Origin of the sequence: Gemmatimonas sp. UBA7669 (assembly GCF_002483225.1) — a bacterium.
Lineage (GTDB): Bacteria > Gemmatimonadota > Gemmatimonadetes > Gemmatimonadales > Gemmatimonadaceae > Gemmatimonas.
The window spans coordinates 269,933-285,399 of sequence record NZ_DLHL01000011.1; the positions used below are offsets into that span (position 1 = coordinate 269,933).

Annotated in this window: 13 protein-coding genes and 1 pseudogene; 7 read left to right on the plus strand and 7 right to left on the minus strand. The window is 65.7% G+C overall.

All coding sequences use genetic code 11. The features are described 5' to 3' along the window. Positions 1-39 precede the first annotated feature (39 nt). Both B2747_RS03540 and B2747_RS03545 read left to right on the plus strand, forming a co-directional pair. Positions 40-1,671 (plus strand): FAD-dependent monooxygenase, encoded by a 1,632-nt coding sequence (locus B2747_RS03540; protein WP_291156951.1) that lies wholly within the window; start codon positions 40-42, stop codon positions 1,669-1,671. After that, complete coding sequence (locus tag B2747_RS03545; protein WP_291156953.1) at positions 1,668-2,990, plus strand: OmpA family protein; 1,323 nt, start codon at positions 1,668-1,670, stop codon at positions 2,988-2,990. Before B2747_RS03540 ends, B2747_RS03545 begins: the two co-directional genes overlap by 4 nt. 27 nt (positions 2,991-3,017) lie before the next feature. Here B2747_RS03545 and B2747_RS03550 read toward each other — a convergent pair whose 3' ends face one another. Next, complete coding sequence (locus tag B2747_RS03550) at positions 3,018-3,800, minus strand: anti-sigma factor domain-containing protein (RefSeq protein ID WP_291156955.1); 783 nt, start codon at positions 3,798-3,800, stop codon at positions 3,018-3,020. Further along, positions 3,797-4,375 carry an RNA polymerase sigma factor gene (locus tag B2747_RS03555; RefSeq protein WP_291156957.1) on the minus strand — a complete coding sequence of 193 codons (579 nt, stop codon included), beginning with the start codon at positions 4,373-4,375 and terminating at the stop codon, positions 3,797-3,799. The genes B2747_RS03550 and B2747_RS03555 overlap by 4 nt, the downstream gene beginning before the upstream one ends. 265 nt (positions 4,376-4,640) lie before the next feature. On the opposite strand from B2747_RS03555, the pseudogene B2747_RS20125 reads away from it, so the two are divergent. After that, positions 4,641-5,144: pseudogene (locus B2747_RS20125) on the plus strand (fasciclin domain-containing protein); the annotation flags it as partial. A 348-nt stretch (positions 5,145-5,492) separates the two neighbouring features. Here B2747_RS20125 and B2747_RS03565 read toward each other — a convergent pair. The 4 genes from B2747_RS03565 to B2747_RS03580 form a co-directional block, all read right to left on the minus strand. After that, positions 5,493-6,050, minus strand: coding sequence for a DinB family protein (locus tag B2747_RS03565; protein ID WP_291156959.1), 558 nt, complete (start codon positions 6,048-6,050; stop codon positions 5,493-5,495). An 85-nt stretch (positions 6,051-6,135) separates the two neighbouring features. After that, positions 6,136-6,531, minus strand: coding sequence for a hypothetical protein (locus B2747_RS03570; protein ID WP_291156961.1), 396 nt, complete (start codon positions 6,529-6,531; stop codon positions 6,136-6,138). 1 nt (position 6,532) lies between these two features. After that, complete coding sequence (locus tag B2747_RS03575; protein ID WP_291156963.1) at positions 6,533-6,991, minus strand: cytochrome b562; 459 nt, start codon at positions 6,989-6,991, stop codon at positions 6,533-6,535. 92 nt (positions 6,992-7,083) lie between these two features. Then, complete coding sequence (locus tag B2747_RS03580) at positions 7,084-7,542, minus strand: cytochrome b562 (protein WP_291156965.1); 459 nt, start codon at positions 7,540-7,542, stop codon at positions 7,084-7,086. Between the two features lie 220 nt (positions 7,543-7,762). Between B2747_RS03580 and B2747_RS03585 the strand changes: the two genes are divergently transcribed. Further along, complete coding sequence (locus tag B2747_RS03585) at positions 7,763-8,299, plus strand: Rieske 2Fe-2S domain-containing protein (protein ID WP_291156967.1); 537 nt, start codon at positions 7,763-7,765, stop codon at positions 8,297-8,299. Next, positions 8,299-10,095 (plus strand): cytochrome b N-terminal domain-containing protein, encoded by a 1,797-nt coding sequence (locus tag B2747_RS03590; RefSeq protein ID WP_291156969.1) that lies wholly within the window; start codon positions 8,299-8,301, stop codon positions 10,093-10,095. Before B2747_RS03585 ends, B2747_RS03590 begins: the two co-directional genes overlap by 1 nt. A 30-nt stretch (positions 10,096-10,125) precedes the next feature. On the opposite strand, the gene B2747_RS03595 is transcribed toward B2747_RS03590, so the two are convergent. Beyond that, entirely contained in the window at positions 10,126-10,770 is a 645-nt protein-coding gene (locus B2747_RS03595) for a fatty acid desaturase CarF family protein (RefSeq protein WP_291156971.1), read from the minus strand. 246 nt (positions 10,771-11,016) lie between these two features. Between B2747_RS03595 and B2747_RS03600 the strand changes: the two genes are divergently transcribed. Both B2747_RS03600 and B2747_RS03605 read left to right on the plus strand, forming a co-directional pair. Next, entirely contained in the window at positions 11,017-14,013 is a 2,997-nt protein-coding gene (locus tag B2747_RS03600; protein WP_291156973.1) for an amidohydrolase family protein, read from the plus strand. Positions 14,014-14,051: 38 nt separating this feature from the next. Next, positions 14,052-15,434, plus strand: coding sequence for an amidohydrolase family protein (locus B2747_RS03605; RefSeq protein WP_291156975.1), 1,383 nt, complete (start codon positions 14,052-14,054; stop codon positions 15,432-15,434). Positions 15,435-15,467 lie beyond the last annotated feature (33 nt).

Sequence of the window (15,467 nt, forward strand, 5' to 3'; positions counted from 1 at the left end):
ACTGTCGGTGCCGTTGTTCACCCACACCGGAGCGCAACCATGAGCACACTTCCCCCGGCCATCCTGTCCGGCTCTCGGTCGCCGTCGTCAACAGGTTTGGACGCTGACGTCATCATCGTTGGTGCTGGCCCGACCGGACTCACCCTCGCCGCCGAATTGGCCATTGCCAAAGTGAACGTCCTCGTGCTCGAGCGTCGGGCGAATCAGGACCTTGACGGTTCGCGCGCCGGCGGCCTGCACGCCCGTACCCTCGAGCTGCTCGAGACCCGCGGCGCGCTCGCGCCGTTCCTGGCCGCAGGTGCGCCCGCGCAGATCGTGGGCTTTGCCTGGATGCCACTCGACATCAGCGACTTCCCCACGCGACACCCGTACGGCCTGGCGCTTTCACAGCAGGATATTGAGCGACAGCTGCTTGCCTGGGCGACGAAATGCGGGGTCAGCATTCGTCGGAATACCGTGGTGGCGCAGCTCATGCAGGACGAGCATGCGGTAACGGTGCCGCTTGACGACGGCGAGGTGCTCCGCGGCGCGTGGGTCGTGGGCTGCGACGGTGCGCACAGTGTGGTGCGCCGTGCGGCCGGTATGGCCTTCGAGGGATCGCCACCAAGCATCTGTCACATACTGGCCGAGCTGCGCCTGCGTGAGACGCCGGCGTGGGGACTGAAGCGCGACGTGCTGGGCATCCATGCCATCGGTCCATTGCCCGAGACGGGCGGCGGCGCCTCCAATGCGGTACCCGGCACCGTTCGCGCTCGTGTGATGCTCACGGAAGCCGGCGTCGAACGTCGCACGGCACCGACATTGGACGAGGTGTGTCAGCGCCTGCGTGAGGTGTACGGCCAGGACTTCGGCGCACACGATGCCAGCTGGTTGTCATGGTTCACGGACGCCGCGCGTCAGGCATCGCCGTATCGCGTGGGGCGCCTGCTGGTCGCTGGCGATGCGGCGCATGTGCATTACCCCACCGGTGGCCAGGGACTCAACCTGGGCATGCAAGACGCCTTCAATCTGGGTTGGAAGCTCGCGCAGGTGGTGCGTGGCATCTCCGATGAGACGCTACTCGACAGCTACCAGCGCGAGCGCCATCCGGTGGCGGCCCGCGTGCTGCAGAACACCCGCGCGCAGTCCGCCCTGCTGCGTACGGACGCGCAAACCGAGGCGCTGCGTGAGAGCGTCGCGTCGTGGCTTGTCATGAACGAACCCCGGGTGGCAGTGGCGGCCATGCTTGCCGGACTCGATGTGCACTACGATCTGGGCCATGGGCATCCCCTGCTCGGTCGCCGCATTCCGGATCTGCGGCTTCACACGGCCGATGGTCCAACGCACATCGCCACGCTGCTGCATGATGCCCGCCCGCTGCTCATCGACCTGGGCGTGCAAGACAGCATCGACATCGGACCGTGGACGCAGCACGTGCGCATGATCAATGCCGAGTGCCGGGAACGCTGGGTGCTTCCGGTCATCGGTGAAGTGACACCACCACGTGGACTCCTCGTGCGACCGGACGGGCATGTCGCCTGGGTCAGCGAGGGCGGGACATCCGGGCTCGCTGAGGCGTTGGTGCAGTGGCACGGCTGCACCGTAAACACGACACCGCTTGCCGCGTCGAAAGATGGACATAGTTTCATGTCGGAAATTCCAATTCCCAGTAACCCTCCCCTCGCGACATGATGATGCGCTCTCACCTTGTTCTGTTTGCGGCCGTCGCACTTGGCGGTATGCCGTCCGTTTCAAGTGCTCAAAGTCTCGGTGAACGACTCAAGCAGCGCGCAGCCGAGCGCGCCAAACAACGCGGCGAAGACGCACTCAACCGCAAGACCGACGAAGCGGTCGACAAGGCCATCGACGGCAGCGTGAACGTGGTCAAATGCGTGGTGACCGACACGGAGTGCATCAGCAAGGCGCGTGACGAGGGCCGCACCGTGGTGCGGACCGACAAGGCAGGCAAGACCATCCCGGCGGATGTGGCGGTTGAGAAGAACGCGGCCAAGAAGGCCGCGGAGGCCGCCGATTCGGAAACCGAGGCGACTGCTCGGCCTGCACCGCGACGTCCGGCTGCGGCATCGGCCTGGGCCAACTACGACTTCGTGCCCGGTGAAAAGCCGCTCGTCGTCACCGACTTCAGCAAGGACGTCGTCGGTGATTTTCCGCGCGCCCTCGAGGCCGTGGGTGGCAACTGGGAGATTGTGGAGATCGAAGGCGAACGCTGGGTGCGCGGCAACGGCAAGCCCAATGAGTTTGCCGTCAAGGCCGCCGGCCCGCTCCCGTCTCGCTGGACACTCGAGTTCGAACTGCTCGGGACCGACGGCGAGTGCTGGGTCTATCCGGGTGGTCAGAGTGAGCCGCCGTATCTCAACTTCTCGGCGCGCCACGACGGAGGCTACACCCGGCAGAACGGCGACGTCACGCGCGTCGACGCCAAGGATGATGAGGGTGTTGGCGTGCCGTATCAGGCGCGCATCATGGTGGACGGCATGTATGTCAAGTCGTACATCGATGCCAAGCGGGTCGTCAACGTACCCAATCTCACCCATACGCGCAGTGATCGGGTGCACTTCTGGTGTGACGGTACCGAAGAGGACCCCATCTTCATTCGCAACGTGCGGCTCGCAGGCGGCGGCCGAAAGCTCTATGACGCGCTGGCCGAGTCGGGACGGGTGGCCACGCAGGGTATCTACTTCGATACGGGCAAGGACGTCATCCGGCCGGAAAGCACCCCGACGCTCAAGGAAATCGCGGCCATGCTGAACGAGCACACCGATCTCCAGCTCACCATTGAGGGGCACACCGACAACGTGGGCGCAGCGGCGGCCAATTTGGCGCTGTCACAGAAGCGGGCCGACGCGGTACGCGCCGCGCTCGTGTCGCAGTATGGCATCGATGGATCGCGACTCACGGCCACAGGCCGAGGACAAGCGGCGCCTGCCGCACCCAACACCACACCCGAAGGGCGTCAGCAGAATCGACGCGTGGAGTTGGTGAAGCGCTGAACGACGAGTTGGCCGTTGGCGGGTGTATCATCCACCAACCGCCGCCGTCAACACGAGACGTTCACGCGTGGACACCACCACCCCACCGGGCACTTCGAGCGTCACGGCAAACAGGGTAGCCCGACGCACCGGCACGCGCGCGTCGATAACCACCAGTACCTCGCCATCGCGGCCAATGTCGAACACGCCACCATCCACCGGATAGCGCGCGTCGCGCTCGGCATCGACAATCCAGAGCTGGTACTGCGCCAGACGCGGATCGTTGGGCACGAGGCCACGGATGCGCAGCACGCCGCGCTGCCGTGCGGCATCCCACCAAACCTCCCCGTCGGCATTCATTGCGGCCGGGTCTTCGGACTCGGCCCAGCGCACCGGCACGACCGCCGGGTCAGCGCGCAGTTCCGCAAACAACTGCGCCGCTGACGGACCAGAGACGGGCGCCGCAGCATCGGCTACGGTGTTCTGCCATAGCGGAGCAAGACGCGGCAGCAGCACCGCCAGGCCGGCGGCCGTCGCCAAGGCCCACACGAACAGCGCACGACGACGGCGTGCTGGCCGAATGTTCGTCGGACCACCACCAGACGATGCAGCGAGCGGGAGAGCAGACCGGCGCCAACTTCCGACCATCGCTTCGCCGTCCGCGATCAAGCGCTCCGCAAAATCCGCCGAGAATTCGGAGGCGCCAGTCGGCGCACTGGCGTCGTGTTCAGCCGCCTGACGAGCAAGCACCGCCGTGAGCTCGGCCACCGTTGGCTCCAGTGCATGCAGATCCATGCGAGCCGGTTCGTGATCCGGTGAGTGGCTGTTCATCGCTCCTCCTGCGATTCGCGCTGACCCGTGAGGAGTGCCCGCGCGCGCAGCAGGCCGCGGCGGATGTGCGATTTGACCGTTCCCAGCGGCAAAGCTTGCTCCTTGGCGATCTCTTCGTGCGTGCGACCATCGAGCAGGTGGCGCTCGATACACCGCCGCTGCATCGGCGTCAATGTGGCCAATGCGTCCTGTGCAGACACGGCGTCCGTCACGGCCACCCCCTCCTCCGAGGGCACATCCGGCAGGTCGAAGCCGGCCTCCACCGACTCGGTGCGCACCATGCGCAGGCGCTTGCGATGCCGGTCGATGAGTCGGCGACGTGCCAGCAACATCACGAACCCGCGCTCGCTCGATCGGGAGGCATCGTAGCGCGCCGCCGTCTTCCACAGATCGAAGAAGATGTCCTGCACGGCATCCTCGGCATCCGCGCGATCGGTGGACCAGCGGCGCGCGAGCGCCATCACCATGGGGCCGTAGCGCAACACACACTCACGCACCGCCCGCTCGTCGCCACTCGCAATACGACCGAGCAGCGGCGCGACCTCTTCACCTGGCGTGAGGTCGGACGTGAACATGGAAAGCGAAGTGACGGAGGGGGTGGCCACGGAAATTGAACGGCACGGATGTCAGGCTGGTTCGCAGAGCGGGCACGATGACCGGAGGGGAGTCCCCGGCCACGAGAGAGTTCGACTGCAGAGGGTGGTTTGGATGCACCACCAGGGCTTGGGATGCCGGTGCATCCGGAATCGGTTTGGGCAGCGAATACCGCCATGCACGCCGGATCAACCCGGGCCGTGCCCCGGTCATTCCCACGTTCCTCATGCCTCGCGAGGTGTTCCCATGCTGCCCATTCGTCGTTCCGCGCGCCTGCGGCGTGCGCTGCTGCCCGCCGCCTCCCTGCTCTGTCTGTCCGTTTCCCCCGTCGCCGCCCAGCGCGGGGACATTCCCACCGTGGCGCGCAGCGCGGGGCAGTTCGCCACGCTCGTTACGGCCCTCGAGGCCGCGGGCCTGACGTCCACGTTACTCGGCAACGGTCCGTTCACCGTGTTTGCCCCAACGGACGAAGCCTTTCGCAAGCTGCCCGCGGGTACGGTCGAGAACCTGCTCAAGCCGGAAAACGTGGAGCAGCTGCGCAGCATTCTGCTTTATCATGTCGTACCCGGACGGGTCACAGCCTCTCAGGCACGTCGCCTGAACAGTGCCAGCACCGTGGAAGGACGCAGCGTGCGCATTCGCAGCGAAGGCAGCACACTGCGCATCAACTCGGCTGCCGTGCTGCGCGCCGATGTACCAGCCACCAATGGCGTCATTCACGTCATCGACGAGGTGCTGCTGCCGCCAGACCGTGTGTCGGCCGATGAACCCGATCGGGCGTCCGATGCACGTGCGGCGCGTGAGCTGCTGAGCCTTGCCGTGCGACGTGGGGCACCGCTCTTCAACGACGGCAACGTCGAGGCCACGGCGGCCATCTACGAAGTGGCTGCGCGCAGCGTGCTGGCACTTGGCAATCGCGTCGACGGGACCGCACGTCGTGCACTGGAGCGGGGCTTGCGTGATGCGGACCGGGAGCGCGATCAGGAGGAGAAGGCCTGGGTGCTGCGGCGTGCCATTGATGACGCGGACCGCAGTCTCGAGAGCGGACGGCGGCGCATGGCGACGACGCGCGCGCACTGACGCGGACCCTCGTGCACGTCAGGATCGCAGCAGCAGCCTCGCATCCAACCCCTGCGTATGGTGGCGTGTGTGTGCGCTCAGCAATCGCAGCGTATGGTACGGCGAGAGCGTGCCGAAATAGGCGTGCGTGAACGGCGCGGCATTGGGCGCGCGCAGCGCCGTCAGGGCATCCGCACTGGCATGGTGCAGGCGTGCCACGACGTCCTCAACGCGAAGCGTCGTGGCATCCTGCAAGTCAGGCCGCACCTCTCGCGGCGCCGGTGCCTCGCGCGGGAACGTGCCCGTGGCCAGCATCAGCCGCAGCAACACGTGCCGGGAAACGAACGCCAGCGATCGTGGACTGCGCAGTGCCATGCTCGGTCCGCCACGTGCTGCGACGGCACCCAGTTCGTAGGACTGACACACGTGCAGCGCCAGGGCCGCCGCACTCCATCGCCCGGGCGCGGGTTCGCGATGCCAGTTGGCCTGTGAGAAACAGCGCAGCGTATCGCGAAACCGCGATACGACTTCGTCATGTTCGCGCTCGGCATTTCTCCAGGCGCGGGACAATGGCGGTAGGACCGACGTTGGACCCATGGCAATAAAAACGGGGCAGGGCCCCAGACGGTGCCCTGCCCCGTTTCCAGTGTCACGAATACGTCGTGCGCCGCTTGTGAAGGCCTCAGGACGGAGGCGTCACCGCGTGGCTCCGGTTATCGCGCCACAGGCATGAGTAGGCAAACGCCAACAGGGGAATGTGCAAAGCGAGGAGCGTCCAGGACCATGGTCTGCCCGCCGGGGAACCGGCTTCGCGCAGATAGTTGCTCGCAGCCGAGAGCCACATGGTGATTGCGAGGGCAAGATGCCCATACGCCTTGCGTGAAGTCCGTCGATCCGGCCATGTCTCCACAAGCGTGCTGAGATAGACCAGACCCACACCGCTCCATCCGGCAATGGTGAGCCGGGCCGGCACGGGGAACGCTGAGGGCAGCACGTTGTACAGCCAGATCGCGACAGCAATTCCAAGGAGCATCAACGCCACGGTCACCATGTCGCGCCGCGTGGACACCGTTTGCATGTTACTTCCCCGGCGGCGGCGGCCGGCGGATACGGAACACCTGATGTGATTCCCGCTGCATGGTGCGCATCTGCTCCACGATGGCCGCCGCGTCCGCGTTCTTGCCCGCCGCCACGGCCTCGTGCAGCTTCGCGGCAGTATCAATGAGCTTTTGCAGACCAGCCCTGAAGTCGGCCACGAACTTCTCCTGCCCCGCCGACTCGATCTGCGCCTTCTTCTCCGGCTCGAATGCCAGCGCCTCCTTGGCGTTCGTCTCGAAGATGGTGACCTGCTCCAGGGTGCTCGCGTTCTTGCTGGAATCGGCGACCTGCTGACCGATGGTTCGGAATGCGGCATTCATGGCCGACATCTTCTTACCGAGCGGCGTCTTGTCTTCGGTGGACTGCGCACGCAGCGCCGAGGTGGTGAACGCAAGGGCCAGCGCGGCCAGCGCACCGAGAGAGCGGAATCGCAGCAACATGACAGGGCAGGGAGAAAGGGAGGCACAATGCAAACGCCCCGTTCGGACCGACCGAAACGGGGCGCTCAGCAACCAACGGTCGTGCACAAAAATTACTGCGCCGGCGGCGCCCCCGCCTTCCGGATACGGAACTCCTTGTGCGACTCCCGCTGCTGCGCCTTCATCTCATCCACGATGGCCACGGCTTCGGCGTTCTTGCCTGCCTTGACGGCCGTGCGCAGCTTGACCGCGGTATCGATGAACTTCTGGATGCCCGCCTTGTAGTCGGCCACGAACTTGGCCTGCTGGGCCGCCGGCACCTGCGCCTTCTTTTCGGGTTCGAGCGTCAGCGCCGCCTTGGCGTTGGTCTCCATGACCGTGATCTGCTCAAGCGTGCTCGCATTCTTTGCAGGGTCCTCGATCTGCCGCCCGATGGCTTTGAAGGCCGTGTTGATGGCGGCCATCTTCTTGCCCAATGGCGTCTCTTCGTCGCTCTGGGCCTGCAGAGCCGACGACGTGAGCGCGAGGGCGAGCAGCGACAGTGTACCGAGAGACCGGAATCGCAGGAGCATGGCAGGCAGGGGCTGAGTCGGACCGTAGGCAGGATGAAGCGATGGACGGCACTGGTACATACGGATGGCTCGCCCGGTTCGCTGACTGGCGAGAGGCTGTGGCCGAACCAGCGAACCACCCGCACATTGCGTAGTACCCCAACCGGGACCGGCTGTTCGGAGGGTGAGCACTTGTGAGTACACGCCCCACGCCGGTCCTCCCGCCTCGTTGCCCTCGCCCATGACCGAGTCCGATCAGGCGCCCGACCGGCGCAACTTCGTCACCAAGGCCGCCGCTGTCGTGGTGGGTGGCCTCATTTCCGTCGTGGCCCCCGTGGCCGGCCTGTTCACCGTCTTCGACCCGCTCCGCCGCAAGACGGACACCCGGGGCCTCGTGCGCATCACCGCGCTCTCGGCCCTGCCCGACTCGGGCGAGCCGCGCAAGTTCCCCGTCCTCGACACACTCGTCGACGCCTGGAATCGCACCGAGAATGTGCCCGTGGGCTCGGTCTACATTCAGAAGACGGGCGAGAACACCGTGCGCGTGCTCAACACCGTCTGTCCGCATCTTGGCTGTTCGGTGGGCTACAATGCCGCGTCGTCGGGCTACTTCTGTCCCTGTCACAAGAGTGCCTTCGCGCTCGACGGCAGCATCGCCGACCCCAAGAGCCCGAGTCCGCGCGCCATGGACGCGCTCGAGGCCGAAGTGCGCGACGGTGAGGTCTGGGTGCGCTTCCAGAACTTCCGCAAAGGCTCACCGGACAAGATTCCCGTCTGATGGCCAATCGACTGAACGACTGGAGGCAGTGGCTCGACTCGCGCACGGGCTATAAGGGCCTGCTGCACGAGGTGCTCTTCGAGAACGTGCCGGGCGGCGCGCGCTGGCGCTATGTGTGGGGCAGTACGCTCACGTTTTTCTTCGTGGTGCAGGTCATCACGGGCACTTTTCTGTGGATGTCGTACAGCCCCAGTTCGCAGACGGCCTGGGAGAGCGTGTACTTCATCCAGCACCAGATGATGGGGGGCTGGTTCCTGCGTGGGTTGCATCACTTCGTGGCCCAGGCCATGACCGTGCTGCTCGTGCTGCATCTCATGCAGGTGGTCATCGACGGCGCGTACAAGGCCCCACGCGAAGTGAACTTCTGGTTTGGCGTGGCGCTGCTGCTGCTCATTCTCGCGCTTTCCCTCACGGGCTATCTGCTGCCCTGGGATCAGAACGGCTACTGGTCCACCGCCGTCTCCACCAATCTCGTGGGCATGAGTCCCGTGGTGGGGCAATCCATGCAAACGGTCGTCGTGGGTGGCGTGGCCTACGGCCACCACACGCTCACCCGATTCTTTGCGCTGCATGCCGGCCTCATTCCCGGCCTCATCATCCTGCTCATCGTCGGGCACGTGTATCTCTTCCGGAAGCATGGCATCACGCCCAAGCTGCCGCCCAAGGGACCCGACGAAGGCTTCTGGCCCGAGCAGGTGCTACGCGATGCGGTCGCCTGTCTCGCCGTGCTCGCCGCCGTGGTGTTCTTTGTCGTGCGCGAACACGGCGCGCCACTGGGCGCTCCCGCCGACCCGGCCGAGCAGTTCTCGGCCGCGCGGCCCGAGTGGTATTTCCTCTTCCTGTTCCAGTTCCTCAAGTATTTCCCGGGCAAGACGGAAATCATCGGCGCCATCATCCTGCCCACGCTGGTGTTGCTGATCATTGTCGCCATGCCCATCATCGGGCGCTGGCGCCTCGGTCATCGCTTCAACCTCGGCTTCCTTGGTGTGCTGCTGGCCGGCGTGGCGCTGCTCACTTGGCAGGCCGTGTCCGCCGATCGCAACGACGCCGAGTATCAGGTGGCCAAAGCGGTCTCGCGCCGCGACGCCGAGCGTGCGGTGGTGCTCGCGTCGGGTGGTGTGCCCATCACCGGCGCGCTCACGCTCATGCGCGAAGACGCGTACACGCAGGGTCCGCGCATCTTCTCACGCAACTGCGCCTCGTGCCATCGCTTCGACGGGCACGATGGGCTCGGCAATGCGCTGCCCACGGATTCCATCTCGGCGTCCGATCTCAAGGGCTTCGGTTCGCGCGCCTGGGTGAGTGGCTTCCTGCACGCCGACACCATTCTCACGGCGCGCTACTGGGGCGGCACGTATCACGCCGAAGGAGACATGGCCATGTGGCTGGCCGATCACATCCCCGAGGGCGAAGACGAAGTCACCATGCGCCAGAACGTGGTGCTGGCCCTGTCGGCGCAGGCCAAGTTGCCGTCGCAGGCTGAGGTCGATGTGCGCGACAGCGCGCGCATTGCGCTGGGCACTGCATTCATTCGCAACACCGATTACGGCTGCGCCTCGTGTCACACGTTCGAGGATGTGGGCACCGACAGTCCCGACCTCACGGGCTGGGCATCGCGTGACTGGATGATTGCCTTTGTGAACGATCCGGCGCATCCGCGTTTCTTCGGGCGGGACAACGATCGCATGCCCAGCTACGGCGTCGAGAAGAGTCTCACGCAGAAGGAAATCGAGATGGTGGTGGACTGGATTCGCGGCGAGTGGTACACACCCGGACGCAAGGCCGCCCAACGGTAGGTGCTGGTCGCAGCGAGGGTGAAGCCTGCCCTATTCGTGGTGCCGCCCCAAACGCCGCACCACGATGGGCAGGTACGGCCCGAACGTCTCGGGCGCCTCAGCAACCAGACGCGCCGCCACCGCGTCCTCATCGCGCCGCGGCACGCCGAACACCTGCAGTACGACCCACTCGAGCCGCGACCAGAACTGCACGCGCTCCAGCACGGGATTGAGAAAGTCCGTCAGAATGCAGTAGTTGCTGTTCTTTTCGTGCGCATGGTGCCGATGATGATGCGACGGTGACTGCACAAGACGCAGTCGCTGCAGCAGACGCACCACAGGGCCATTCTCCCGGCGTGTGCGATGACTCCACTTGTGTACCTCGTTGGCATTGGCCGAGAGAAACAATCCGAGCGCCACCATCCAGTTGAACACACCGAGCGCCGCAGCCAACAGGCCAAGCAACGCGCAGATGGCCAGCAAACCGCGCGCGCTCCGGAACCAGCTGTTGTCCACGATGGCGCGCGGCGCGTAGTGGTGCAGCAAGTTGGGGCGCGTCATGTGTTGACCCAACACGGGCAGGTCGGGATTGCCGTACGCATCCTCGAGCCAGTGTACAAAACCCGTGATGAAATCAGCGATGAGCCAGACCAAGGCAATCTGGCCAGGAATGAGCAGGATGGAGGGGACGGACATGAAGGCTCCGGTATGGTGGACACCTCCATTCTCCATCTCCGCTGCCATTGGGACCATGCGTCATTTGACGTAGCCTCCCACGCTGGGCGGGGCCGAAACCGTCCTGGTTATTTGCCCTCAGCCCCTCGACACGCCAACATATACGGGCTGGCCCGCGTTGCCTTTGGCGTCCGACGCGCAGCGCCGGTCCTCGCCCTCCATTTCGTCACCGACGGCCCGCCCTTCGGCCGTCACCGGGAGCCCCTCGTGAGAGTGTTTCGTACCCTCCTCGGCGTCACGGCATTTGCCGCCACCACGCTCGAGGCCCAGCAATCGTCCCGCACCGAGCCGGTAACGGGTCTTCGCACCAATGCCACGGGTTATCACGCCCTGGTTGGCGCCCGTGTCGTCACCGCGCCCGGCCAAACGCTCGACAACGCCACCATCGTCATCCGCAACGGCATCGTTACCGCGGTTGGCGCTAATGCGGCCGCCCCGGCCGGCGCCCGCGTCTGGGACCTCAAGGGCCTCACGGTCTACCCGGGCTTCATCGACGCCCACGCCGACCTCGGGGGCGACGCGCCCCAGCAGGGCGGTGACGTGGGCCCCACGCACTGGAATCCGCAGGTGCGCGCGTGGTTCAGCACCACCTCCAACGCCAAGGAGGACACCACCCGCCGCTCCTCACTGCGTTCCCTCGGCTTCGGCGCCGCGCTCGCCGTGCCCCGCCAGGGCATCTTCCGCGGCACGGCCTCGGTGGTGCACCTCGGCGACGCCGGTGTGCGCGAGCGCGTGCTGCGCCCCGACCTCGCGCAGAGCGTTGGCTTCTCGCGCTCCTTCGCTCTTGGTGGCACGTACCCCAACTCCACCATGGGCACCACGGCGCTCATGAAGCAGACGCTGCTCGACGCCGAGTGGTACATGCGCGCCTGGGGTACCTACGAGACGAGCGGCCGCTCCATCCTGCCCCCTGAAACCAGCGAGGCGCTCGCCGCCCTCGGCAAGGCGGTCAAGGGACAGCAGCCGGTGCTCTTCCAGACCGAAAGTGAAGAGGAGTACCTGCGCGCGTTCAAGATTGCGAGCGACTACAAGCTCACGCCGTGGTTCCGTGGCAACGGCCAGGAGTACCGTCTCATTGACGTGCTCAAGTCGCGCACGCAGCCGCTCATCGTGCCGCTCGCCTTCCCGGACGCGCCCGCCCTCAGCAACCCCGAGGCGGCCGACAACGTCTCGCTCGGCGACCTGCGCCACTGGTACCTCGCGCCCACCAACCCCGGGCAGCTCGCCAGCAACAACATTCCGTTCGCGCTCACGGCCGACGGGCTATCGTCACTCAACCAGTTCTTCCCCAACCTGCGCGTGGCCGTGGCCCGCGGCCTCGCGCCCGACAAGGCACTCGCCGCGCTCACCACCGTGCCCGCCGGCATTCTCGGCATCGACAAGACGCATGGCACCATCGCCGTGGGCAAGGTGGCCAACCTCGTTGTGAGCGAAGGCGATCTGTTCACCGAGGAGGCCAGCATTCGCGACGTGTGGGTGCAGGGCACGCGCTACGGTGTGACCCGTCCGCCGCAGGTCGATCCGCGCGGCACCTGGACCATTGCGTCGGATGATCAGGGCACCTTCAAGAGCGCCACGCTGCGCCTCGAAGGACCGCTCAACCGCATTCGCGGCACCATCGAAATGCCAAGCCGTCGTCCGGTGAACCTCACCGGCGTGCGCATCATCGCCGAAACGGGTCGCCTGGAGGCCACCTTCAACGGCGAACAGCTCGGCCTCGAGGGCGCCGTGCTGCTCTCCGGCGCGGTTCGCGGCGAAGAGTTCTTCGGCACCATGTCCCTGCCCACCGGCACCGACGCGAGCTACAAGGGCACGCGCACGGAACCGTTCCAGGGTGCCGCGCGCGGCGCCGTGGCAGTCAAGGTCCCGAAGATCGACCTGCCCTTCATTCGTCCGAGCATGGAGTTCGGTCGCAGCGCACCGCCAGCCCAGCCGGCTGCGGTCATCGTGCGCAACGCCACGGTGTGGACGTCGGGGCCGCAGGGCAAGATGGAAAACGCCGACCTGCTCGTGCAGAACGGCAAGGTGGTGCGCGTGGGACAGAAGCTGTCCGCTCCCGCAGGCGCAATTGAAATTGACGGCACCGGCAAGCATGTGACGCCGGGCCTCATCGATCCGCACACGCACGGCGGTGTGAGCAGCGTGAACGAAAGCGGCTTCGCCATCGTGCCTGAAGTGCAGATGGGCGACGTCATCACGCACAACAACATCTGGTTCTACCGCCAGCTCGCCGGTGGTCTCACCACCACGATGATCAAGCACGGCTCGGCCAACCCCATCGGTGGCGAGAACGTGTTCGTGAAGACGCGTTGGGGTTCGCTGCCCGATGAATACAAGATCGAGAACGCGCCGCGCACGGTGAAGTTTGCGCTCGGCGAAAACCCGAAGCGTGCGCCCACGCGTTATCCGAACACCCGCATGGGCGTGCAGGAAATCATTCGCGACCATTTCCTCGCCGCGCGTGATTACGAGAAGGAGTGGAAAGCCTGGGAGAAGACCAAGACGGGGCTGCCACCGCGCCGCGACCTGCGCATGGAAGCCATCCTCGACATCCTCAACCAGAAGCTGCTGGTGAGCTCGCACGGCTATCGCGGCGACGAGTTCCTTGCGCTCGTGCGTCTGGCCGAAGAATTCGGCTTCCGTGTGCAGACGCTGCAGCACGGTGTGGAAGCGTACAAGATCGCCGACGAACTCAAGAAGTCGGGCGTGGCCGCCGTGGTGTGGAGCGACTGGGGCGCCTTCAAGCTCGAGGCCTATGATGCCACGAGCTACAACGCCAAGATGCTGCTCGAAGCGGGCGTGGTGACGTCGCTGCACTCCGACGACAACGAGATCTCCACCCGCATGAATTGGGAAGCGGGCAAGCTGCTGCGCAGTGGCGTGACGGAGATCGACGCACTCAACACCGTCACCATCAACGCGGCCAAGGCCATTGCCATCGACAAGCGCATCGGCTCGCTGGAGGCCGGCAAGGACGCCGACTTCGTGATCTGGAACGGCTACCCGCTCTCGCAGTTCACCAAGGCCGAGCAGACCTGGGTGGATGGCCGCCGTTACTTCTCGCTCGACGAAGACAAGGTGCTGCGTGAAGAAGTGGCCAAGCAGCGCGCGCAGCTCATCCAGGCGGTGATCGCGGCCAGCGCCGACGCGGCGCCGGCCGCTGGCGCCGCTCCGGCGCGCGGCCGTGGCCCGGGGAGCAACTGATCATGCCAATTCTCTCTACTTCCAACCGGACGTTTCCGATGCACTCGGCTTTGCGCATTGCCGCGCGTGCGGCGGCCTTCACGGCGAGCATGCTCGTGGCGGGCGTCGCGGTCACCACGGTGACTGCCGTCGTCGCTGACGCGCAGGTGGTCATCCCGACCGCCGCGCAGGATGTGCCGGTGGTGCTCAGGGGCGCCACCATTCACACGGTGACCAAGGGCACGATCACCAACGGCACCATCGTGCTCGAGCGCGGAAAGATCACCGCGATCGGCGGCGCCGAGGTGGCCACGCCGCGTGGCGCCAAGGTCGTGGACGTCACGGGCAAGCACATCTACCCCGGCCTCATCGACGCCTACAGCACGGTGGGTATCACCGAGATCGGCGCGGTGGATGTCTCCAACGACATCAACGAGCTCGGCGACTTCAATCCGAACGCCCGCCCCGAAGTGGCCATCAACGTGGAGAGCCGGCACATCGGTACCACGCGCTCGGCTGGCGTGCTGGTGGCCTTCGCGACGCCGGGGGGTGGACTCATCTCCGGCCTGTCGTCGGCCATTTCGCTCGAAGGCTGGACCTGGGAAGAGATGAGCATGAAGGGCGCCGCGGCGCTCAACGTGAACTGGCCCGACCCCAACGCGCGGCCGCGTCGCTTCGGTGGCGGTCCGCCGCCGGGTTTTGGCGGACAGCCGCAGCGCGCACCGAAGACCTACGCCGAGCAGGTGGAGGAGATCCGCAACTTCTTCGGCGAGGCGCGCGCCTATCGGGACGCCATCAAGGCCGGGCAGCCCGTACGCACCGACTCGCGCTACGCGGCGATGATCCCGGCGCTCAACGGCGAGATCCCGGTGGTCGTGGCCGCTGACGGTGTGGCACAGATCAACGACGCCATCACCTGGGCCAAGCAGGAAGGCGTGAAGCTGGTCATTCGTGGCGGCCGCAACGCCATCAAGGTGGCGCCGCGGCTCAAGGCGGAGAACGTGCCGGTCATCCTCACGGCCACCATGTCAGCGCCGTCGCGCAGTGACGATGCGTACGACGAGGCCTACGCCACACCGGCCGCGCTCTACAAGGCCGGCGTGAAGTTCGCCATCGCCGGTGACGGCGATGCGCTCTACAGCTATCGCCTGCCCTGGGACGCGGGTGTGGCGGTGGCGTTTGGTTTGCCCGAAGAGGAAGCGCTCAAGGCGGTGACCATCAATGCCGCCGAGTTCATGGGTGTGGCGGACAAGGTGGGTTCGCTCGAGGTGGGCAAGGAAGCCACGCTGGTGATAACGACCGGCACGCCGCTCGACATGACGACGAACATCATCCAGTCGTACATCCAGGGGCGTGAGATTGACATGAACGACATGCAGAAGCAGTTCTTCAAGAAGTACATGGAGAAGATCAACCAGAACAAGAAGAAGATCGCGAGCTGAGCGATCGCGTCTCAGTCTGGCAGGTCTGAAGCA

Bases quoted from the DNA above. Each gene is read 5' to 3' on its own strand.
- B2747_RS03570 (WP_291156961.1), bottom strand. From the start codon at position 6,531: ATGCAAACGGTGTCCACGCGGCGCGACATGGTGACCGTGGCGTTGATG.
- B2747_RS03605 (WP_291156975.1), top strand. From the start codon at position 14,052: ATGCACTCGGCTTTGCGCATTGCCGCGCGTGCGGCGGCCTTCACGGCG.
- B2747_RS03545 (WP_291156953.1), top strand. From the start codon at position 1,668: ATGATGATGCGCTCTCACCTTGTTCTGTTTGCGGCCGTCGCACTTGGC.
- B2747_RS03595 (WP_291156971.1), bottom strand. From the start codon at position 10,770: ATGTCCGTCCCCTCCATCCTGCTCATTCCTGGCCAGATTGCCTTGGTC.
- B2747_RS03585 (WP_291156967.1), top strand. From the start codon at position 7,763: ATGACCGAGTCCGATCAGGCGCCCGACCGGCGCAACTTCGTCACCAAG.
- B2747_RS03575 (WP_291156963.1), bottom strand. From the start codon at position 6,991: ATGTTGCTGCGATTCCGCTCTCTCGGTGCGCTGGCCGCGCTGGCCCTT.
- B2747_RS03580 (WP_291156965.1), bottom strand. From the start codon at position 7,542: ATGCTCCTGCGATTCCGGTCTCTCGGTACACTGTCGCTGCTCGCCCTC.
- B2747_RS03550 (WP_291156955.1), bottom strand. From the start codon at position 3,800: ATGAACAGCCACTCACCGGATCACGAACCGGCTCGCATGGATCTGCAT.
- B2747_RS03590 (WP_291156969.1), top strand. From the start codon at position 8,299: ATGGCCAATCGACTGAACGACTGGAGGCAGTGGCTCGACTCGCGCACG.
- B2747_RS03565 (WP_291156959.1), bottom strand. From the start codon at position 6,050: ATGGGTCCAACGTCGGTCCTACCGCCATTGTCCCGCGCCTGGAGAAAT.
- B2747_RS03540 (WP_291156951.1), top strand. From the start codon at position 40: ATGAGCACACTTCCCCCGGCCATCCTGTCCGGCTCTCGGTCGCCGTCG.
- B2747_RS03555 (WP_291156957.1), bottom strand. From the start codon at position 4,375: ATGTTCACGTCCGACCTCACGCCAGGTGAAGAGGTCGCGCCGCTGCTC.